Consider the following 21,723-nt stretch of genomic DNA (forward strand, 5'->3'; position numbering starts at 1 on the left):
AACGATCACCAGAAGCCGGGTTATCTTGCTTAGAACTGCCAGTTCAGGCTCAAGCCAACGCCATGCAGCTTTTCGCGATTGGCCAGTTGTCCGTTGTAATCAAGGTTGACCCGTACGTCTTTGCTCAACGCCAGGCTGGCCTGCACGCCGACCAATGCGGCATCACGCACCAGCGCTGAACTTTCAACCGAATACGGCGTGCCGCCGCTGGCAAAGCGCAGGTGCTGCTCGGAATCGATGTCGCTGAGGCTGTGCTGCCAACCGAGGTGGCCGCTGACGTCGAGTGATTGCGCAGGCGAAAGATTGAAGGTCTTGATCGCCCGCACGCCGAGGGTGCTCAGCACCGCGTCACGTTGATCACCCGAGCTTTTCAGTGCGGCGGCGTCGCCCTTCTCGGTCAGACCTTCAGTGTCCAGATGCACGTAGGCGAGGTTGGCGAACGGCTCCAGCGCCAGTGGTTGCAGGTGCAAGCGGTAAGCCGCCTCACCGAACACTTGCGTGGTTGCCGCATCGACCTTGGCTTTCTGTTTGCCGCTGACGTCACCGTATTGCAGATCGCGTTTCACATCGGCGCGATGCCAGCTGTAGGCCGCACCGGTGCTCAAGCGCCAGGCGCCGATTTCACGACCGGCGTATGCGCCCAAGTGATAGCTGTCGACCTTGGCCGAGGAATGCGTGCCCGAACCCATGCTCAGCGAACTGTCGCTGTAACCGGTGACCAGACCGATGCGCGTCTGCTCGTCCAGCGCGCCATCGACACCGGCCAGCAATCCGCCAATGGAAGTGTTGTAGCCCGCCGTGTCGTGACTCGAATCGGTCGTGCCCCACGCCCCGAGGGCTTTGATCCAGCCGTTGCTTTGCGCTGCGTTGGTATCGTGCAGACGCTCGCCCACCGCGTCGCGCAACTGGCGGCTGTCGTTGATCAGCATCGAACTCAGCGCCGGGTAGATTTCGCCACTCAGTTGCTGGAAGGCTTGTTGCGCGGAACTCGCGTCAGGTGAACGCAACAGGCTTTCGTACACCGAATTGCCGGCGCCCAGGCCTTCGACGGCAGCCGCCACCGAACGCTGGTTTGGCGTTTGCCCGACGCTGCTGAAGGTAGTTGCATTACGTACGATATCGAGTTGAATGCCGGTGGCGGCGTAGTCGAGGCTACCGCCAATAAACACATAATTCGGCAGCACCGCGCCGAACCGGCCCTGAATGCCGCCGGCCGCTTGCAGGATGTCGTACTGGCGACCGAGCAGGCTCTGCGCTTCGGTGGTGCTGAGCAGCGTCGGGCTGTTTTCCAGCGACAGGCTGACGGTGGCGCCGCTGATGTTGGCGGTGCCGCCGGCAACGATGCGGTCGCTGCTGGTCGGCGACAATTCAACCGCGTAGGTCGAACCCGGTGCGAAGGTCACGTCACCGGCCACGTTCAAGGTACCGATGGAGTTGCCCGGTGCCACGCGAGCGCCGCTGTTGGCAAGCAGCGCGCCGATTCGGCCGGAACCGCCGAGGGTGCCGCTGTCGTTCACCATCACAGCGGAAGTCAGCGAACCGTTGACCGTGAGCAAGCCGCCATTGACCGTGGTTGCACCGCGATAGGTGTTGGCGCCGGTAAGAATCAATTGCCCGCCACCCGACTTGATCAGGCTGCCTTGATACACCCGGCTCGCCGCTGCCGCATCACGGGCAGTGCCGACCGCGTAATCGGTCTGATCCTGTTGGCTGGCGCCTGCGGGAACGCCGTTCTGCCAGCCCTTGTCCTGCAGGGTTTGCTGCCAGGCTGTGTGCTCGGCAAGGTCTTCGCTTTGGCGTTGAATCAGCGCCTTGTCGGAGATGTCATTGCTCCAGACATCGCGCTGCCCTGCCCCCAGGCTGGCATCAAACGCACCGAGCAATTGCCCCGGCCCGCGCATCGCCCGATTCAGATTGGCCACGCCCCAGCCGACTCGGTCAGTCGGCGCATCGGTGACCGAGCCATCCAGTTGCGTGGCGGTGGTCAGCAGCACTTCGAGGGCCTGCTGATTGTTCATGTACGGGTAGCGTTCCATCACCAGCGCCAGCGCGCCGGTCGCATGCGGCGCCGACATCGAGGTGCCGGACTTGATCGCGTAACCGCCACCGGGAATGGTGCTGTCGATCTTCGCTCCCGGCGTGGTGATGCACCAGTATTTGGCCAGGCCGCACTGGTTGTACTTCTGCTGATTGCTCTGATCGAGGCCCGACACGGCCAGCCAGTGGCCTTCCAGATCCGGCTGAAAATACGGCAGCGCCGAACGCACGCTGGCATTCGGGTAGCCGCTGTTGCCGGCGCTGAACACGTTGATCACACCGCGTCGGGAGACATCGGCGGCGGCATCGAGCCAGGTGCCTTTGTTCCAGTGCTGGGCGTACGCCGCGTGCAGATCGGCGAGGGTGCGGTAGCTGACGTCCGGCGGCTGGCTGCCCCAGCTGTTGTTGATCGCGCGCACGCCGGCATCGGCCAAGGCGTCGTATACCGCTTTGAAATAGCGTGGATCGGGATTGGGGCCAAACAGGAAGCTGTCGTTCTTGTTGGTGTTGCCGACGTAGATTTGCGCGTTGTACGCCACGCCGTGCATGCCGCTGCCATCGCGTGAGGCGCCCATGGTGCCGACCACGTGAGTACCGTGGGAGTCGTTGTTGGGGTTGAGGGTGCCGTCGACGTTGAACAGCGAGCCGTCGATGTAGCTGCCGCTGGCCAGTACCGGGTGATAGCGGGCTGAAGCGAATTCCGGGTGGGCGGCATCGAAACCGGAGTCTAGGGCGCCGATTTTCACGCCTTGGCCGGTGATCCCGGCGGCGTAGGCTTGCTCGGCCTGCATGCGGCTCAGGCCCCAGTCGCGGAGGAATTCAGCGCTGCGCCAACTGGCGGGATCGCCGGGTTGGCCGCTTTCGAGGTATTGGGCCTGCGCCTGGGTTGCAGAAATCACAAGCAGCAGGGTGCCGACCGAAATCGGCTTGATGCGTACGTCCATGTTCACCACTCACTTTTATTGTTTTTTATGCAGGTTCTTTTGCGGTGTTGCCTGTTCCCCTCACCCCAGCCCTCTCCCCGAGGAGAGGGAGCTGACCGAGGTGTCTTGCGTCATGCATCGACCTGAAAAACCCGGGTCGATTGTGGATTCGGTAAAAAAGCACATCCCCTCACCCCAGCCCTCTCCCCCAGGAGAGGGAGCTGACCGAGGTGTCTTGCGTCATGCATCGACCTGAAAAACCCGGGTCGATTGTGGATTCGGTAAAAAAGCACATCCCCTCACCCCAGCCCTCTCCCCCAGGAGAGGGAGCTGACCGAGGTGTCTTGCGTCATGCATCGACCTGAAAAACCGGGTCGATTGTGGATTAGGTAAAGCACATCCCCTCACCCCAGCCCTCTCCCCGAGGAGAGGGAGCTGACCGAGGTGTCTTGCGTCATGCATCGACCTGAAAAACCCGGTCGATTATGGATTCGGTGCCGCTCGATCAGGTCGGCGTACTTCTAAAATATCCCCCGATCGGTCCCCTCTCCCTCTGGGAGAGGGTTAGGGTGAGGGCTGGTGAGCGACCACAAAAGCCTCATCCACCCGCGCCAGATCCTGCTCGTTCAAGGTCCCGGCGTAGTAATGCAATTTGGTCCAGGCCATCAGATAGTCGTACCGCGCCTGCGCCAGATCGCGGCGGGTGGTAAACAGTTGCTGCTCGGCGTTCAACGCGTCGAGATTGGTCCGCTCACCACCGAGAATGCTCTGCTTGGTCGACACCACCAGCGCTTCCGCCGAGCTCAGCGCTTTCTGATAAGCGCGCAGTTTGCTCACCCCAGACAGGCAAGCGCTGAACTGCCGCCGCAGTTCAATCAGCGTTTCACGCGTCTTGCCGTCAAGTTCATACTCGGCCTGTTCCATGGTGCGACTGGCCTGACGCGTCGAGGCCGACACCCCGCCACCGGCATACAACGGCACGCTGACTTCAAAACCGATGGTGTTGGTCTCGTAGCGCTGGTTGTAAGTGTTGCCGCTTTCCGATTCGTTCTGGCGCATCGAGGCGTAGGCATTGATTTTCGGCAGATGCCCGGCACGATTGCGCTCCACCTCATAACGCGCGACTTCCACGGCCTGACGCTGCGAGGCCAGATTCGGGTTATTGCTCACCGCCATTTCGTGCCAGGTGTCGTAATTGGCCGGCATCAGCGCGAAGGTCTGGAAGTTCTGATCCAGCGGCGCCAGATCACCAATGTCCACCGCTGGCGTGCCCACCAGCGCACCCAGTTCCCGCAGCGCCGCGTCTTGTTCATTGCGCGCTTCGATCTCCTCGGCAGTCGCCAGTTCATAGCGCGACTCAGCCTCGAGAATGTCGGTGCGCGTGCCCTCGCCTTGCTTGAACATGTGTTCGTTCTGCTGGAACTGCTGCTCGTACGCCTTCTTCTTCGCCTGAGCGATGTCGATCTGATCCTGCGCGAACAACGCTTTGGTGTAGTTGTCCAGCACGCGAACCAACAACTCCTGACTCTTGCCGCGAAAGTTCTCGTCAGCGAACAAGGACTGCGCGACACCTTTGCGATAGGCGGCATAGGCCTCGTAGTCGAGCAGCGGTTGCTGCAACGTCAGCGCCGAGCCGTAACTGCTGTAATTGCGGTCGTCAGTACGGTTGCGCGCGCGCTCGTCGAGGGAGGTGGCTTTCGACGAGTTGCGCCCCTTGTTGTAGGTGTAGCCGATGCGCGGCAACAGGCCGGCACGACCAATGGCGCGGTTTTCCAGGCCGGCATCGCGTTCCTTTATCGCGCCGAGGAACACCGGGTCATTGCGCAACGCCTGTTCGTAGATCTCGAACGGCCCCATGGCCGCCACTGCCGAGTGACTCGCGAGCAGCAAGAATGCTGCTGCGAGCGTGGAAAGCTTATTCATACAGCCGAACATCCTTATTCTTCGGTCAGCGCAGAGCCGGCCCGGTCAAGCAGCGGTTTGAACAGATAGTTAAGCAGTGAACGCTCACCCGTACGCACGAACATTTCTGCCGGCATGCCGGGCTTGATCACCAGACCGTTGAGTTTTTCCATGGCCTGATCGCTGACGCTGCTGCGCAACACGTAATAAGGCACGCCGGTTTTCTCATCGACCATCTGGTCGGCGGAAATCAGGCTGACCTCACCCGGTACACGCGGAGTTTTGCTCTGATTGAACGCGGTAAACAGGATGTCCACCGGCAAGTGCGCGCCAACCTTGTCGATCAGGTTGATCGGCAAGTGCCCTTCCACTTCCAGCGTGGTGCCTTGCGGAACGATCTCCAGCAACGTTTCACCCTGACGCACCACGGCGCCCTCGGTGTGCACGCCGAGGTTGACCGCGACGCCGTCGGCGGTGGCGATTATTTCGCTGTGTTGCAGGTCGAAACCGGCCGAAGTCAGTTGCTCCGACAGGGTCACGCTTTTCAGCTGCGCGTCGGCCAATTGCGTGCGGACTTCCTTCTGGTATTCCTCGGCGTGCTGTTGCAGCTTCAGCCGCGACTCAAGGATGCCCTGCTCGACCCGGCCGCTTTCACCGGTGTTTTCCGCCAGTTGCTGCTGCACTTGCGACAGTTGCCGCTGGTACTCCATCAAGCGGTTGCGCGGGATATAGCCGTTGTCGGCGAGCGGTTGCAGATTGCTCAACTGCTGTTGCAGCGAGTCGGCCTGAGCATTGAGATCGGTGCGGGCGCGACGCATGCCGGCCAGTTGCGCGGTGGCGCCTTCGATGCTTGCGCGCAGTCCGGCCTGCTCGCGGTAGTACGCCTCGCGACGGCTGCTGAACAATTGCCGCTGACCTTCCAGTACCAGTGCCAGACGCGGGTCCGGATCATTGCTCAGCTCGGCCGGAAAAGTCACTTGCTTGAGATTGTCGCGCTCAGCCTGCCAGCGCGCGAGGCTGGCCCAAGCCATGCGGTATTGCGCTTGCAGCGACTGCACGTCGGCGGCGACTTGCGTCTGATCGAGGCGGAACAGCGGCTGGCCCTGCTTGACGATCTCGCCTTCGCGCACCAGGATCCGGCTGACCACGCCACCGCTCATCGACTGCACGGCTTTGCGTTTGCCCGACACGACAACCGTGCCCTGCACCGGAATGCCTTGATCGAGCGGCGCCAACGCCGCCCAAGTGAAGAAACTGCCGGCGCCAACGATCGCCAGAATCCAGCCCATACGTGCGAAGAACTTCGCATCGCGTTCCGGGCGCTCGGTGATGTAGGCGTGTTCCATGCTCGCTTCGTTTTCAGTGTTCATGCTTGCGCTGCTCATACACCCGAATTCCTTGTCGAGGGCTGATACTGTCGGCTCATGCTGAGCCCGCCCGGTGCCTGCGCAGCTTTTTCCCGTTGTTGTTCTTGCTGGCCTGAGAGTGCCTTGAGCACGTCCTGACTTGGGCCAAATGCCTGCAAACGACCGTCATTGAGCACCAGCAGTTTGTCGGCCTGGGCCAACACCGAAGAACGGTGCGTCACCAGCACCACCGTGGTGCCCTGGGCTTTCAGCGCAGCGATGGCGCTGGCCAGTGCCGCCTCACCGACGGTGTCGAGGTTGGAGTTCGGTTCATCCAGCACCACCAGACTTGGCGTGCCATACATTGAACGCGCCAGTGCCACACGCTGTTTCTGGCCGCCGGACAAACCGCTGCCGTCCTCGCCCAGTTGCGTGTCGTAGCCTTGCGGCAGACGCAGGATCATTTCGTGCACACCCGCCTGTTGCGCGGCGGCGACGACTTTCTGCGGATCAGCCTCGCTGAAACGGGCGATGTTCTCAGCGATGCTGCCGCTGAACAGTTCGATGTCTTGCGGCAGATAGCCGATGTACGGGCCAAGGTCATCGCGGTTCCAACGATGAATATCCGCGCCATCGAGGCGCACGGTGCCGCCCAGGGTTGGCCAGACACCGACCAGCACACGGGCCAGCGTCGATTTGCCGGAACCGGATGCACCGAGCACGCCGAGCACTTCGCCGGCATTCAGATTGAAGTTGACCATTTGCAGGGTCGCCGCACGTTGCCCCGGTGGACCGGCGCTGACCTGTTCGAAGGTGATCTGGCCTTTCGGCGCCGGCAGCGCCATAGCGTCGTCACTCGGCGGGAACGCTTGCAGCAATGCATCGAGACGGCGGTAAGCCAGCTTCGCCCCGCTCCACTGCTTCCACACGGCGATCAACTGGTCGATCGGGCTGAGCACGCGGCCCATCAGAATGGAACCGGCGATCATCATCCCGGCGGTCATATCACCCTTGATCACCAGCAATGCCCCTAGGCCCAGCACTAACGATTGCAGGCACAGGCGCAGGGTTTTGCTCAACGAACTGATCACCGCACCGGTGTCGCTGGCCTGATTCTGCAGACCGAGGAACCGCGAGTGCACCTGAAACCAGCGCTTGCGCAGGGAACCGAGCATGCCCATCGCCTGAATGGTTTCGGCGTTATGCAAATGGCTGGTGGCCAATTGGCTGGACTTTTGCGAATAACCGGCGGCTTCGCCCAGCGGCTTTTTGGTCATGTATTCGTTGAGGCAGGCCAGGCCGATCAGCAGCAATGCCCCCGCCGTGGCGAGCACGCCGAGCCAGACGTTGAACAGGTAAATCACGAACAGATAGACCGGGAACCACGGCGCATCGAAAAACGCGAACAGCGCAGGACCGGTGACAAATTGGCGAATGTGCGTCAGATCGCCCAGCGACTGCCCGGCGTTGCCCTCGCCCTGGAACAGGTTGCGCTCAAACGCGGCTTGGTAAACGCGCAGGTTGAAGCGGCGCTCCAACTGGCTGCCGATGCGGATCACGATAAAGCTGCGCACCACTTCCAGCAGGCCGATAAAGGCGAAGAAACCGACGACCATCAGCGACAGCATTGCCAGGGTGGTCTCGTTCTGCGAGGACAGCACCCGGTCATAGACCTGCAGCATATAGATGGAGGGCACCAGCATCAGCACGTTAATCAGCGCAGTAAAGCAACCGACGCTGATCAGGATACTTTTATAGTCACCCAATGCCTTGAATAAGGGCGCGGTGGCTGGGGCCTTCGCCATCTTCATTGATTATTCCTGGAAAATATCTCCCGCCACTCGTTGGCGAGACTCGAATTAATTAACCGCACAACGTCGGAACTTGATTTTTTGTCTATCGCTTACACTTTCATAACAACTCAAGCAATTAAATGCGGTGCAGTTGCCACTCAGCGTTACTTATAACCATAGCGTGGCGCTTTATATTAAAACTTTGTCGCCGTCTGGATAGTCAAGGCTATTGCGCTGCGCGCTCAAGCGTAATCACCAGACCTGACTTCAAAGTAGTCAGATAAAGCCCATCACGTTGTCGGCTGAAGAACTGGATTCTTGAGCCTTCCTTGCCGGTAATCGACAGGCCGTCCGGATCGGGAAACCAACCGATCGGGGCTTGCTCAAGCCAGGCACCGAGACAGTCGGCCCCTTTGCCCAAGGTCTGATTGGATTCAAGGTCGATCAGGCAAGTATTCGAAGGCTTGTCCTGCTGCTTTTGCGCTTCCCGATCATCATCCCGGGTAGATAATGTCGCTTGCCATTGCCCCGCAAATATCGAGGGTTCTTCGAGTCTGAGGCTGCTTGCCATACTGGTTTCTCCTGAAATTATCATGAGCGCCGCCGAAAACCACGCCGCCACCTTGTAGGTAAAAGCTTTACTGATCATGGGAATATTCGCTCCGGCGTGTAGCGTTGCTTACCATCCAACCCGATGCAAGCAAAGAAGGCGGCGCATCACACGCCGCTTTCCACTGCTACATCACGCCACGATGTCGCTGGTGGCTGCCTGGCCAACGGTGCTGACCTGGAAATCAGCCACGCCGTGCCCGGAGAAGTCCACCGACAGCAGGCTGTTGCCGCCCGACGACGTCAGAATCGCGTCACCGGCGGAACCGGTGAAGCTGCTGACGAAGTGCAGGCCGGCGCCGTTGGTGATGCCGGTCAGATCGATTTTGTCCAGACCGCTGACGAAATCGAGGATCTGATCGATGGCACCTGGCTTGGAGTCGGAGCTGGCAGCGAACACAAACGTGTCCGAACCGGCACCGCCCCACAGCTTGTCAGCACCACCGCCACCCCAGAGGATGTCGTTACCGGCACCGCCCTTGAGTTCGTTGGCCACGCTGTTGCCGATCAGCAGATCGCTGCCGGAACCGCCAATGGCGTTCTCGATGATCGCGCCCTTGGCGATGGACACGTTGCCCACCAGGCCGCCAACGTCGGAGAACGAGGCGTCATTGAGGTTGATTTTCTGGTTCTGGGTGAAACCCGAGAAGTCCAGAGTGTCCTTGCCGCCCGCGTCCCACACCGAGAACACCACTTTGTCACTCGACGACGAAGCGCTGAGGAAATCGCGACCGGTGTTGGAGTTGAAGCCGTAGGTGGTGTCACCGGTACGAGTGGTGGTGTTGGCACCGTAGAGCTTCTGGATAGCAGCGATATCGTCCATCAGCGGGCCAGACGAATAAGCTTCGACGCCGCCCTTGCTGAAGTTCTGATTGGTGTTGCTTTCGCTCCAGTAGCTCATGACGCTGTAGCCGCGGGTGTCTTGCCCGTAGGACGCGTCGTTGTAGGTCGGGTTGCCATTACCGGCGTTGTAGTCGCCAGGGTGAGCGAGACCGAGGCTGTGGCCGATTTCGTGCGTCAGGGTCTGACGACCGTAGTTGTTCAGATCCGGATTCTTGTTCTGCGTGTAGCCACTGTTGATCAGGTACCACGAAGTGCCGTCATAACCGGCGCCGGTGCCTGGCAGATAAGCGAACGCTGCAGCGCCATCCTGGCCGCCGCTGTAGTTACCGAAGGTCATATGGCCGTCACCGCCCGAGGCTTTCTCGGTGAAGGTCACGTTGGCCACGTCAGCCCAGGATTGCATGGCGAGCTTGGCCTGGGCTTGCTGTTGTGCACTGAACTGACTGAACCCGGTGATCCCGTGCTTGTACATCGTGCTGGACGATGCCGAAGTCAGGAACGTGTAGGTGAGTTCGATCTTGCCGCTGCCATCCTTGTCCTGATAGGCAGCGCCGTCGCGCAGCAACTGGGTTGCGGCCTGGTCGACGGAGAAGGAGGGTTTGCCATTGACCGTGAGGTTGCCACCACGATCGTATTGATGGCTGAAGCTATTGATCTGGTTGTACGCCGAGCTGAAGGCTGACAGCTGGAAAGCCTGTTCGGCGGTATCAATAGCGTTCGTTTTAACTTTCGACATAAACACACTTCCTTGTTTAGCAATGGAACAGTTTTTGTCCGATAGGACTCTCTCTGGCGAGATCGTCCTATCACTCGCCCAATGAAGGCGTAAGAAACCTGACACAATTTGAAATCTGCCGTAAAGGATTTTTTTGAGATCAAATCGGGCTGTTTCGGGAAACTGCCGTAAACAAAGCGTGCGGGGATGAAAGAATATGTTAGTTGCGCGGCTTTCGCCTAATTGTCTGACGATTTTCTATTTAAATATTAAATATGAGTAAGTTGTTTTTTGTTAGGCGCGTCTCACTTTTCCGCACTTTATTAGTGCGATGCCAGTGTATTGATATCAACCAGTTAAACGCTGAAAACGTTGTGGGAGCGAGCCTGCTCGCGAAGGCGTCGGGCCAGACAACATTGATGTTGAATGACCGACCGCTTTCGCGAGCAGGCTCGCTCCCACAAGGATTTATGTACGCCTGGGTGATTAGCTACCAGTCCGAATCTTGTTCCACACCCGCGTGCGGATCCGGTCAATGTTCAACGGCATCGCCTCCAGCGCAAACAGCTTGCCCATCATCTCCGGGCTCGGATAAACCTTGGTGTCGTTCTTGATCGCCGGGTCGATCAGGCTGTCGGCCTGCTCGTTACCATTGGCGTAGTGCACGTAGTTACTGATGCCGGCCATCACGTCCGGGCGCAGCAGGAAGTTCATGAACGCATAACCGGCCTTTTCGTCCGGCGCATCGGCCGGCATGGCGACCATGTCGAACCAGATCGCCGCGCCTTCCTTGGGGATCGCGTAGCCGATGTCGACGCCATTCTTCGCCTCTTTGGCACGGTTCTCGGCCTGCAGGATGTCGCCGGAGAAACCGACGGCCACGCAGATATCGCCGTTGGCCAGGTCACTGGTGTATTTCGACGAGTGGAAGTAGCTGACGTACGGCCGCACCTTCAGCAACAGCGCTTCGGCTTTTTTATAGTCCTCGGGATTTTTGCTGTGGTGCGGCAAGCCCAGGTAATTGAGCGCCGCCGGCAGCAATTCCGGGCCGTTGTCGAGGATCGCCACGCCGCACTTCTGCAGCTTTTCCATGTACTCGGGCTTGAAGATCAGGTCCCAGGAATCCACCGGCGCGTTGTCGCCAAGCACGGCTTTGACTTTGGCGATGTTGTAGCCGATGCCGGTGCTGCCCCACAGGTACGGGAAGCCGTGCTCGTTGTTCGGGTCGTTGGTCTGCAGGGCTTTGAGCAGCACCGGATTGAGGTTTTTCCAGTTCGGCAGCTGACTCTTGTCGAGTTTCTTCAGCGCCCCGCCCTGAATCTGCCGGGCCATGAAGTGGTTGGACGGAAACACCACGTCGTAACCGGATTTTCCGGTCATCAACTTGCCGTCGAGGGTTTCATTGCTGTCGTAGACGTCATAGGTGACACCCACGCCCGTCTCTTTCTGGAAATTCTTGGTGGTGTCCGGTGCGATGTAGTCGGACCAGTTGTAAACCTTGACCGTTTCCGCTGCCTGAGCAAGGGAAACGGCGAGCATCAGCGGTGCCAGAGCGAGGGTCTTGCGGATCATGGATCGATTCCTGTGTGGGTTTTCTTTTTTGTTGGCAGGCAATCAAAGGATCAAAACAATCAGAAAATCAGCACGTAGCTCTTGCGCACGGTTTCCTGGATATCCCAGACACCGAGCGTGTTGGCCGGCAACATCAGTGCGTCGCCACCTTGTATGTGCAGGGTTTCGCCGCCACCGTCGGGGGTGAACGTGCAACGCCCGGAAATGAAATGGCAGAACTCTTGCGCGGTGATCTGCCGGCGCCAGCGGCCCGGAGTGCATTCCCAGACGCCGGTTTCGACGCCGTCGTCGCGCTCGACGCTGGTGGTTGAAGCGATCGCCACCGGTTCGCCGAGGGGTACGGCTACCGGACTGGATTCATCGAGTAGCAGGGTTGCGGTGTTTTTGAACTGGGTAATGCTCATGGTCTGACCTGTCTTTTAATTAACGGCTTTTAGTGCATGAAACCTTCCATGAACCCCGCGACCTGGCTGGCGAGCTTGCGCCGCCATGGCGCAGTCGCCGGATTGGCCAAGGTCTGGTCTTCATGGACAAAACTTTTGATGATCGCGTTGTAGCCGAGCCAGCGGCACGGCTCCGGTTCCCACGCACGCAGCGCATGAATGCCACCGTCCGGCAGCACCCATGGCTGGCGAACCAGTTCCGTATCGCGCTCGAGAATCAGATCCGCTAAGGTGCGGCCGCCGAGATTGCTCGCGCCGACGCCCTCCCCGCCATAACCGCCGGACAGCGCGATACCGTTGGCGCGATCGCAAAGCATGTGCGGCTTGAAGTGCCGGGACATGCCAAGGTTGCCACCCCAGGCGTGGGTGATCTGCACGTTTTTCAGCTGCGGGAACAGTTCGCCGAACAGATAGCGGCGCAGCTCGACCTCATCGCGGGTCAGATCGAAGTTATGCCGCAACTTGCCGGCAAACTGATAACCGCCGCGTGCACCGAAGATCAGACGGTTGTCGGCGCTGCGCTGGCCGTAGGTGACCTGACGACTGAACTCGCTGAATGCCTGACCCCGGCTGAGGCCGATTTCGTCCCAGGTCGCGGCAGACAAGGGTTCGGTGGCGACAATCAGGCTCTGCACCGGCAATTGATAGCGGCCCAGCGGCGGCAAAGTCACCGAATAACCTTCAACGGCCGGCACGATCCAGCGACTGCGCACGCTGGCTTTGGCGGTGCGCAAGCTGCCCGACTGCCATTGCGTGACCGGGCTGTTTTCGTAGATCTTCACGCCCATGTTCTGCACGGTGCGCGCCAGACCGCGCACCAGTTTCGCCGGGTGGATGGTCGCCACGTGTGGCGCGTAAATCCCGCCATAAGGCTTGGCCACACGGATCTGCTGCGCCAGTTGTCCAGGGCTGAGCCAGCGGTAGTCGTCGTCGGTGAGGCCCTGGGCGTGCAGTTTGGCCAGATATTCACGCAGCGAGGTTTCCTGCTCCGGGTAACGCGCCGCGCAATACAGCACACCGCCCTTGCGGTAATCGCAGTTGATACCTTCGCGTTCGAGGACGATTTCGACTTCATCAGGAATGCTGTGCAGCAGATCGAATGATGCGCGACGTTGCTCTGGCGACAACCCGGCCAGCAGACGATCCTCGCCGAGCAGGTTGCCCATCAGCCAGCCGCCATTACGCCCAGAGGCGCCAAATCCGGCGGTCTGCGCTTCGACAATCGCGATGTCGAGACCCGGCGCGAGTTTCTTCAGGTAGTACGCCGTCCACAATCCGGTGTAACCGGCGCCGATGATCGCTACGTCGACGTCCAGATCTCGCTCAAGCTCGGGCCGCGCGGTCAGCGGCTCATCGAGTTGATCCATCCACAAACTGATAGTGCGCCACGCCGGCATGCAAGACTCCGCCACTGAAAACCTTCGATGGCGTCGATCCTAGTGGCTGTGTTCAGTCGATGTCTTGCGCGCGTGCCCGCAAAGAAATTTGTTTCGCGTAGGCCTTGGGCGACTGGCCGGTGTGCTGGCGGAAACAGCTGTAGAACGCCGACAACGAGTTGAAACCGGCGGCGAACGCCAGCTCATCGATGCGCAGCGGCGGCGTGGCGTTATCCAGCGAGCGCAGCAGATGTTGCAGGCGCGCCTGATTGACATAGCGATAGAAGCTTTGCCCGAGTACCTGATTGAGCAGATAGGAAATCTGATTGCGGCTGTACCCGCACTCTTTCGCCACCCGCTGCAAATCAAGTTCGGGATCGAGGTACGGCTGCTGCTTTTCGAAATACTGCTGCAGGTCTTCAGCCATAAAGCTCAACTGGCGCGGCGACAGGCCCAGGCGGCTGGCCGCTGGACGCTGACTGGATACCGTTGTGCTGGCGGACTGCGCGCGCACCAATGAAGCGTATTCATTGACGCGCCAGATCAGCCCGTCCCTGACCGTGATCGCTTCGCTGGAACGAAACGACACCAACCCTTCACCACCGCGCAGCGTCACTTCATATTGGATGAACGCGGTGTTGCCATCGACGCGAATGCGGTCGCAATGCTCGAGCGCTTCGTCGGATTCGCGCGGCATGCTCACGCGCACGTATTCACGCAACTCATCGAGACCGAGCACGCGGTTCTGGAAGAAATCGTTGTACTGGATGTCCGGGTGGTACAGCGCCATGACACTGTCGAGGTCGCGGTGCTTCCAGCTCAGGTGATAGCGCATGACCGTGGCCGCCGTGGCCTGGGTCTGTTCTGGGCCGTCGTCGTCGGCGTGCATAAGAGGCTCGGCGAAAAAGAACCGAGCTTGCCGAAGTTCGGCGCGGGCTTCAATGGCTAATCAGTAGTGGCACTTTGGCGACGATTGCGTAGGCCGTGACTTACATCAAAAAATACGAAGCAATCGCAAAATGAACTGAAAAATCTCACAGGAATTTCACATGCAGATGCTACTTTTAATGTCAGTCACCGGTTGAGCCAATGAAGGCTCTTCCCACCTAACATGAGCAAACGGAAGCGCTCGATGAAGAAGGCGGGCAACATATGAATAAAGGGTCAAGCAAAGTCACGTTCCCCAATGCATGCCAGTTGATGCGCTGGCATTTTCATCCGATGGGGTTTGAAGCAACGATGGACGCGCCGGGCAGCATGATCGCCCGACTGTTCGATCGTGCCAGCGGCGAAACCATGATCGCCATCGCCGGGATCCCGTGCGCGACGGTGATGAATGCAGCGGATGTCGAGCGAATCATCGAGGCTGTGGAGGATGAGCTGGAAGCGTTCATTCCTCCGGAGTCTCTCAAGAGTTATGCATAAGCTTATGATTTAAAACGAAAAGCCCGCATCGATGCGGGCTTTTTTGTGCTCACGCGGTTTGCTTGGCGGTGCGGTGATCAACGAAGAATGGCTTGCCCTTGGCCACCCGATCGGACGCCCGGGGCATGTTCACCGCTTGCGCCTCCTGCGGTTCGACATACCAGTAGCAATGACTGACAGCCCGCGTGATACCGACATAGGCCAGGCGCAGGATCTCGTCCCTTTGCGCACTGTCGTACGGCTCACTGTCGCCCGACTTACCCAATCCTGCCATGCGGTAGACCTGGTTCTTGTAGGGCGAACTGGTGAGATGCTGGCAGTCACCGAGCAAAAACACCGCATCCGCCTGCAAGCCTTTGGCGCTGTGGTAGGTCAGTTGTTTCAGACGCCGCGCTTCGTATGGCAAGCTCGAATCCACATTAACTACAGACTGAATATGCTCTTGAATCAACGACTTATCGCTGCTTTTTCGATAAAGCATCAAGATTGAATGGCCTTGGCGGTAGTGCTCGGCGAGGCGTTGCCCCAAGGCCTGATCGTCGCGCTCCATTACATTGACCGGTTGCAGTGGCTGGGCTGCGCCGCTGGCTTTGGCTTTTTTGCCCGGGATCGCCGGTGCGCCGCGGACGATGTGCTCAGCGGCGTCGATGATGTGCTGATGGCTGCGGTAGTTGTCACTGAGCATCACCCGCGTGGTGCTCGGCGATGAGAACTCTTTGTCGAACGCCATGAAATAGCTCGGCGAGCTGCCGCGCCAACCGTAAATCGACTGCCAGTCATCGCCGACGCACAGCAGCGATGAACGCTGCGCGCCCCGCCCGACGTGCATGGCCGGGCCACGGCTGCGAATTTCCGTGAGGCTGGCACGAATCCACGAAACGATCTGCGGCGATACGTCCTGAAACTCATCGATCATCAGGTGCGACAGCGGCCGGAGCAACTCATCGCTCAACAGCTTGAGGTTCTCCGGCGAGTGTTCGCTGAACAGCGCGAACATCCGGTTGTAGGTCATGATCGGCGGTTTCTGATCCAGCAGATGATCTTCAAATGCCCGCCAGAACAGACTCAGGGCCTCAAAGAAGAAACGGTCAGGATCGTCTTTGGCAAAACTCATGCGACCGACCGCATCAGGCACGTCCAGGCCAAGGTTCTCGATGAAGCCCGCTGCCGCCACGAAACAGTCGAGCAACGGCGCGGAAGCCAGTTCACCTTTGACCTTGTAATCAAAGCCCGGCCCGGCGCTGGCATCACCCGCTAATGTTGCCAGAACGCGCTTCGATGACTCGTAACTGTCCAGCCAAATCAAAGGCTTACGACAGAAAGCTTGAAACAGGGTGCGCTTGACTGCCCACTCAGCGCGCACGCTGAGCTTGGCATTTGGCCGGCTCAGCTGCGGATTTTCCCGCGGATCGAAGCCGAGCACCACCCAGGCATCAAGGCTCGGAATATAGCCATGGCAATGAAATTTTGCGCCGTTGATATCGAAACTCTGCCGGTTCGGCTCAATGCCCTTGATCGGCCACGCGCCAGCGCGGAACCACAAGTCTTCGATGGCATCGCACAGTTCTTCGTCGCGCCGCGAAGCCAGCTCCGTTACCGCGACGCGCTTTTGCACGTCCGGATGATCACGCTCCAGCTCCTTGAGCTGTAAACCGGCGCGCGACAGTGGCTGAATCAATTGACGGAAACGCTCGTCCTCGTTGAACAAGCGGTGATAACAGGCGTTGAGTTGCTGACGTTGCACGTCGTTGATGCGCAGGTCGAACGGGTTACTGTCGACCTCCTCCTCAGCACCTTGTGCTCGATGGCTGAGGTTTTCAAAAGCCTGCAAGCGTTCGAAACCCGGCAAGCTGCGCACCATCGGCAGAATGCGCGAGTGGAAGGTACGCACCAGTTCGCGCGCCTGGCGCAGATTCAGCGTCTGGCCCCAGAGTGCGAACAGTTCGATCAGCTTGTTTATGAAATCCTTGCGCGACTCGCGGGTAAACGTCACCACGGTCATCGAATCCAGTTCAAAGCCCAGATAGTGGTGGAGCAATAGAATGCGCAGTACCAGCGTGGTGGATTTGCCCGCGCCTGCGCCTGCAACCACTGAGGTTGACGGGGTTTCGCTGAAAATCATCTTCCACTGCGCGGCGCTTGGCTGAGCGTGCTCAGGCAACAAACGGGCGACATCGGCCTTCATGCGCTTTTTCAGCTCGCCCGTCAGCGGCAGGCGCCAATCGTCAAACAGGTGATTATCGACACTGGGCGGGCGATGCTCGGTGTTGCGACTGTCACGGATCAGCAGCACCTGACGGCCCTCTTCCAGCCCCTCAAGTTTGCCCTCGTTAAAGCCATATTCGACACCAGCGGTATGCCCGCTGCGGAATCCGTCTGCCTGACCGTGCAACCACGATGCTCGGTGTTGAGCCCGCAGCCGGGTCAAACCGTGACCAAAGAAGCGTGCAGCCAGGCGTTTGAACCATGGCATCTCGGCCAAGGGGCGAAGTTCGGGAGGAAGATCGGGGGTTTGTTGCGCCACGCTGACGGGCTCCAGTGTGTGAGGCTGTGGCGGCTATGGTGTCTGTATTTGCCGCTCAGTTCTAGCGAAATGCTTACAGGTCATTGGTTTAGGCGATGAACTGAAGGTTGGATGAGATCCTTTCGAGCCTTTTCTTATCAGTCGTTTCGATGGTAATGCCGCACTTTTTACGCTTTTTATCGATAGTTGACTGATAGATGATCGCCGTCATAAACCACCGGTATCGCGTCGGGTGCAACTCATCACGCCCAATGACGAACCTTTTCAGGAGACGATCATGCTTGAACTCAGACCCTTCAGCTCGCTGGGCGGTGCCCATCACGGCTGGTTGGATGCCCATCACCACTTTTCGTTCGCCGAGTACTACGACCCGCAGCGCATGAGCTGGGGCAACTTGCGGGTGTGGAACGACGACGTGATCGCGGCGGGCACCGGCTTCCCGCAGCACCCGCACCGCGACATGGAAATCATCACCTATGTCCGGGAAGGCGCGATTACTCACCAGGACAATCTGGGCAACAAGGGCCGCACCGAGGCTGGCGACGTCCAGGTAATGAGCGCCGGCACCGGCATTGCTCACAGCGAATACAACCTGGAAGCGAAAGACACCAAGATCTTCCAGATCTGGATTCTGCCGACGGAAACCGGCGCCCCGCCATCGTGGGGTGCGAAACCATTTCCGAAAGGCCTGCGTGAAGGCTTTGTCACCTTGGCCAGCGGCAAGGATGGCGATGACCAAAGCCTGCGGATTCGTGCCGATGCAAGGTTGGTCGCGGCCAATCTCAAGGCGGGTGAAACCGCGGAGTATCATCTGGATGAAGGCCGTCGTGCGTACTTGGTGCCGGCCACCGGCGCGATTGAAGTCAACGGCTTGCGCGCACAAGCTCGAGACGGTGTGGCAGTGGCGCATGAGCGCGTACTGAGCGTTACGGCCATCGAGGACAGCGAAATCGTCCTGGTGGATCTGGCTTGATCGCTTGAATAGCAGGCAAAAAAAGGGGCAACCATCTCGGTTGCCCCTTTTTTCATGCGCTTGCGAGCATCACTTGCTGGAGATGGCGCCATCCACCAACGTCTGCGCTTCGACGACCAGTTGCTTGAGGTGGTCGTCACTGATAAAGCTTTCGGCGTAGATCTTGTAGATGTCTTCGGTGCCCGACGGACGCGCGGCGAACCAGCCGTTTTCCGTCATCACCTTAAGACCGCCAATCGCCTGATCATTGCCCGGTGCATGGCTGAGAATGCTCTGGATTTTCTCGCCGGCCAGTTCGGTCGAAGTGACCTGGGCAGGCGACAGCTTGCTCAGCAGTGCTTTCTGCTCCGGATTGGCCTTGGCGTCGACGCGTACCGAGAACGGTTCGCCCAGCTCATCGGTCAATGCCTTGTAGGCCTGGCTCGGATCGCGACCGGTGCGTGCGGTCATTTCGGCGGCAAGTAAGGCCGGGATCAAACCGTCCTTGTCAGTGCTCCACACGCCACCGTCCTTACGCAGGAAGGATGCGCCAGCACTCTCTTCACCGCCGAAACCCAACGAACCATCGAACAGGCCGTCAGCGAACCATTTGAAACCGACCGGGACTTCGTACAGACGACGACCCAGACGCTTGGCGACGCGATCGATCAAACCACTGCTGACCACGGTTTTACCCACGCCAGCATCCGCGCGCCACTGCGGGCGGTTCTGGAACAGGTAATCGATCGACACCGCCAGATAGTTGTTCGGCGCGAGCAAACCACCGGACGGCGTCACGATGCCGTGGCGGTCGTGATCGGGGTCGCAGGCGAAAGCGACATCGAAGCGCTCTTTCAGGCCGATCAGACCCTGCATCGCGTGGCTCGACGATGGGTCCATACGAATCTGGCCATCCCAGTCGACGGTCATGAAACGGAAGGTCGAATCGACCTCCTTGTTCACCACGTCCAGGTCCAGACGGTAATGCTCGGCAATTGCCGACCAGTAGCGCACCCCTGCTCCACCCAGCGGATCAACGCCCAGACGCAGTTTGGCGTCACGAATGGCGTCGAAGTCGATCACGTTGATCAGGTCGGCCACGTAGGTGTTTACGTAGTCGTGACGATGGGTGGTGCTGGCCTTGAGGGCTTGCTCGTAGCTGATGCGTTTAACCCCTGCCAGCTTATTGGCCAGCAGTTCGTTGGCCTTGGCTTCGATCCACTTGGTGATGTGGGTGTCGGCCGGGCCGCCGTTGGTTGGGTTGTATTTGTAGCCACCGCTTTGCGGCGGGTTGTGCGACGGCGTGATGACAACGCCATCGGCCAGGCCCGAAGTACGGCCACGGTTGTAGCACAGAATGGCGTGGGAAATAGCGGGCGTTGGCGTGTATTCATCCCCTTCGGCGATCATTACAGTCACACCGTTGGCCGCCAATACTTCCAGCGCGCTGGCCCCGGCCGGGGTCGACAGTGCGTGTGTGTCGATGCCGACAAACAGCGGTCCGGTGATCCCTTGGGCTTCACGGTACAGACAGATCGCCTGACTGATGGCCAGAACATGCCATTCATTGAAACTCAAGTCGAAGGAACTGCCCCGATGCCCGGAAGTACCGAACGCCACACGTTGCGTGGAAATGGAAGCGTCAGGCTGACCGGTGTAATAAGCCGTTACCAGTCGCGGGATATCGACCAACAATTCTGCCGGTGCCGGTTTGCCCGCAAAAGGACTGAGTGTCATGCAAAACCTCTGAAATAGAGTGGTTCAGGAATAGAGCGCAGTTTACTGGCAGTTTGACCGCAGCGCGATGGTATCTATCCGCGGCACTTCCGATGTTTTTTAACGTTAGTCTGACGGCGCCAGCCGCAACGCTTCGCCCAGCAACCCGGCGACGCTGACCAAGTCATGGTCACCATTGAACAGCGGGCTCAAACGCAAATGGTGCGTATGCAACCCTTGCAGACTGAACAACTCACCAGGCGCAATAATGATCTGTTGCTTGAGCAGGCGATGAAAAACGTTCCCCATATCCACCGGACGTAGTGAGCGCGCCCAGATTGTCGCCCCTCCCTGCGGCTCGACAACCTGCAATACATCGCCCAGACGCTCGCGCAGTAGCTGAATCAGGGGCGTGCGGCGCTCTCTGAGCATACGTCTGAGTACGGACAAGTGCTGATCCAGGCGACCGCCAGCCAACAGCCTGGCAATTGCCTTCTGGCGAATAGGCGACAAGCGAAATGCTCGCAGCAGAAAGTGGCGCTGCAGCTCACTTCGCCAATGGTGTGACAGGACATAACCAAAAGGAGCCTCCGCACCGATAAATTTCTCGAACGTTGAAAATATCAACAAACGATCAGGGTCCAGCCAGTCGCGCAAGCGATCGGTGCCGACTGCTTCGTCGAGTTCGCTGTAGCAGTCGTTTTCCAGCACCCAGGTGCCATGACACCCGAGCAAATGTGCAACCGTTTGCCGATTGGCCTGAGACAGCAGGCTACCGTGCGGCATGCTCAATACCGAGGACAGAAGAATCAATCGCACCGGCTCGCTTTTAAGCAATGACTCCAGCCGTTGCGGATCGATCACTCCCCCCTCCAGCAGCGGCAACTCGATGACCCGCACCCCGGCAGTTTCCAGCAGACGCAGGATTATCCAGTCACAGGGCGATTCAACCACTACCGTGGCGCCGCGCAACTCAAGCACGGAGATGAGTATCTCCAGCACACCGCGTAGATCGGCACCGACATAGACATCATCCGCATGCCAGCAATTCGTCGTTGACGAGGTGTAGCGCGCCGCAAGCACTGTGCGCAGTTCCAGATCACCGCAAGGTTGCAACAGCAATTGTGGCTGTCGGGGATATTGCCGCAGCAGTTCCCGCTCAAGCATCAACAGCGGACTGTCCAGCGGTTGCAAGGTCGCCGGATCGTCGGCGCTCAACACACACATTCCCGGGCGGCGGGCGTTGACGTAGACCGTCTCAAGTAAATCATTGCCACTACCGGGCAACTCGATCGTGGGTAGCGCCTGGGCGTAATACCCGGACTTGGCGATCGAATAAACCCTGTTTTCCTTTTCCAGCAGTGCATAGGCGTACTGAACGGTCGAAATGGACACATTCAGTCGGTCAGCCAACTGCCGCAACGAAGGCAGGCGCACCGCCGAACTGCTCCCCGCTTCGTCGATCAGTTGCGTCAGGTAGCGGTAAACCGCCTGATAAACGAAGTCGGTTTCCTGAGCCTTCACGACCCCGCAGCCATTGGCCGGGA

At 59.2% G+C, this 21,723-nt stretch carries 15 protein-coding genes; 2 read left to right on the top strand and 13 right to left on the bottom strand.

The window, feature by feature from the left end:
- Positions 1–29: 29 nt before the first annotated feature.
- The 10 genes from eprS to ACOYXJ_RS24965 all read right to left on the bottom strand — a co-directional run bounded on the left by eprS (position 30) and on the right by ACOYXJ_RS24965 (position 14,448).
- On the bottom strand, positions 30–2,981 hold the full coding sequence (gene eprS / locus ACOYXJ_RS24920; protein WP_460372115.1) for an autotransporter serine peptidase EprS: 2,952 nt from the start codon (positions 2,979–2,981) through the stop codon (positions 30–32).
- A gap of 543 nt (positions 2,982–3,524) precedes the next feature.
- Entirely contained in the window at positions 3,525–4,895 is a 1,371-nt protein-coding gene (locus ACOYXJ_RS24925; RefSeq protein WP_102901797.1) for a TolC family outer membrane protein, read from the bottom strand.
- 2 nt (positions 4,896–4,897) lie between these two features.
- Positions 4,898–6,247: an HlyD family type I secretion periplasmic adaptor subunit gene (locus ACOYXJ_RS24930; protein ID WP_150793358.1), complete on the bottom strand. Its 1,350-nt coding sequence runs from the start codon at positions 6,245–6,247 to the stop codon at positions 4,898–4,900.
- Positions 6,244–8,019, bottom strand: a complete 1,776-nt coding sequence (locus ACOYXJ_RS24935; RefSeq protein ID WP_102901799.1) for a type I secretion system permease/ATPase — start codon at positions 8,017–8,019, stop codon at positions 6,244–6,246. Before ACOYXJ_RS24935 ends, ACOYXJ_RS24930 begins: the two co-directional genes overlap by 4 nt.
- 208 nt (positions 8,020–8,227) lie before the next feature.
- Positions 8,228–8,650, bottom strand: a complete 423-nt coding sequence (locus tag ACOYXJ_RS24940; RefSeq protein ID WP_460372118.1) for an AprI/Inh family metalloprotease inhibitor — start codon at positions 8,648–8,650, stop codon at positions 8,228–8,230.
- 93 nt (positions 8,651–8,743) lie between these two features.
- Positions 8,744–10,189, bottom strand: coding sequence for a serralysin family metalloprotease (locus ACOYXJ_RS24945; RefSeq protein ID WP_150793359.1), 1,446 nt, complete (start codon positions 10,187–10,189; stop codon positions 8,744–8,746).
- A gap of 465 nt (positions 10,190–10,654) precedes the next feature.
- Entirely contained in the window at positions 10,655–11,740 is a 1,086-nt protein-coding gene (locus ACOYXJ_RS24950; RefSeq protein ID WP_460372120.1) for a polyamine ABC transporter substrate-binding protein, read from the bottom strand.
- A 59-nt stretch (positions 11,741–11,799) separates the two neighbouring features.
- Positions 11,800–12,144 carry a cupin domain-containing protein gene (locus ACOYXJ_RS24955; RefSeq protein ID WP_460372122.1) on the bottom strand — a complete coding sequence of 115 codons (345 nt, stop codon included), beginning with the start codon at positions 12,142–12,144 and terminating at the stop codon, positions 11,800–11,802.
- Between the two features lie 29 nt (positions 12,145–12,173).
- Positions 12,174–13,580, bottom strand: a complete 1,407-nt coding sequence (locus ACOYXJ_RS24960; RefSeq protein WP_460372124.1) for an NAD(P)/FAD-dependent oxidoreductase — start codon at positions 13,578–13,580, stop codon at positions 12,174–12,176.
- 52 nt (positions 13,581–13,632) lie between these two features.
- Entirely contained in the window at positions 13,633–14,448 is an 816-nt protein-coding gene (locus tag ACOYXJ_RS24965; protein WP_460372126.1) for a helix-turn-helix domain-containing protein, read from the bottom strand.
- 263 nt (positions 14,449–14,711) lie between these two features.
- Between ACOYXJ_RS24965 and ACOYXJ_RS24970 the strand changes: the two genes are divergently transcribed.
- Positions 14,712–14,984 (top strand): DUF1652 domain-containing protein, encoded by a 273-nt coding sequence (locus ACOYXJ_RS24970; RefSeq protein WP_025109621.1) that lies wholly within the window; start codon positions 14,712–14,714, stop codon positions 14,982–14,984.
- Between the two features lie 49 nt (positions 14,985–15,033).
- Here the strand turns inward: ACOYXJ_RS24970 and ACOYXJ_RS24975 are convergent, their stop codons facing one another.
- Complete coding sequence (locus ACOYXJ_RS24975) at positions 15,034–17,508, bottom strand: UvrD-helicase domain-containing protein (RefSeq protein WP_460372128.1); 2,475 nt, start codon at positions 17,506–17,508, stop codon at positions 15,034–15,036.
- Positions 17,509–17,785: 277 nt separating this feature from the next.
- On the opposite strand from ACOYXJ_RS24975, the gene ACOYXJ_RS24980 reads away from it, so the two are divergent.
- Complete coding sequence (locus ACOYXJ_RS24980; RefSeq protein ID WP_150793365.1) at positions 17,786–18,481, top strand: pirin family protein; 696 nt, start codon at positions 17,786–17,788, stop codon at positions 18,479–18,481.
- Between the two features lie 69 nt (positions 18,482–18,550).
- Here the strand turns inward: ACOYXJ_RS24980 and pgm are convergent, their stop codons facing one another.
- Both pgm and ACOYXJ_RS24990 read right to left on the bottom strand, forming a co-directional pair.
- Positions 18,551–20,197 (bottom strand): phosphoglucomutase (alpha-D-glucose-1,6-bisphosphate-dependent), encoded by a 1,647-nt coding sequence (pgm, locus tag ACOYXJ_RS24985; protein ID WP_457463393.1) that lies wholly within the window; start codon positions 20,195–20,197, stop codon positions 18,551–18,553.
- 105 nt (positions 20,198–20,302) lie between these two features.
- Positions 20,303–21,700 carry an aminotransferase-like domain-containing protein gene (locus ACOYXJ_RS24990; RefSeq protein WP_460372130.1) on the bottom strand — a complete coding sequence of 466 codons (1,398 nt, stop codon included), beginning with the start codon at positions 21,698–21,700 and terminating at the stop codon, positions 20,303–20,305.
- Positions 21,701–21,723: the final 23 nt, after the last annotated feature.

Source organism: Pseudomonas sp. Tul2A7 (genome assembly GCF_054790505.1).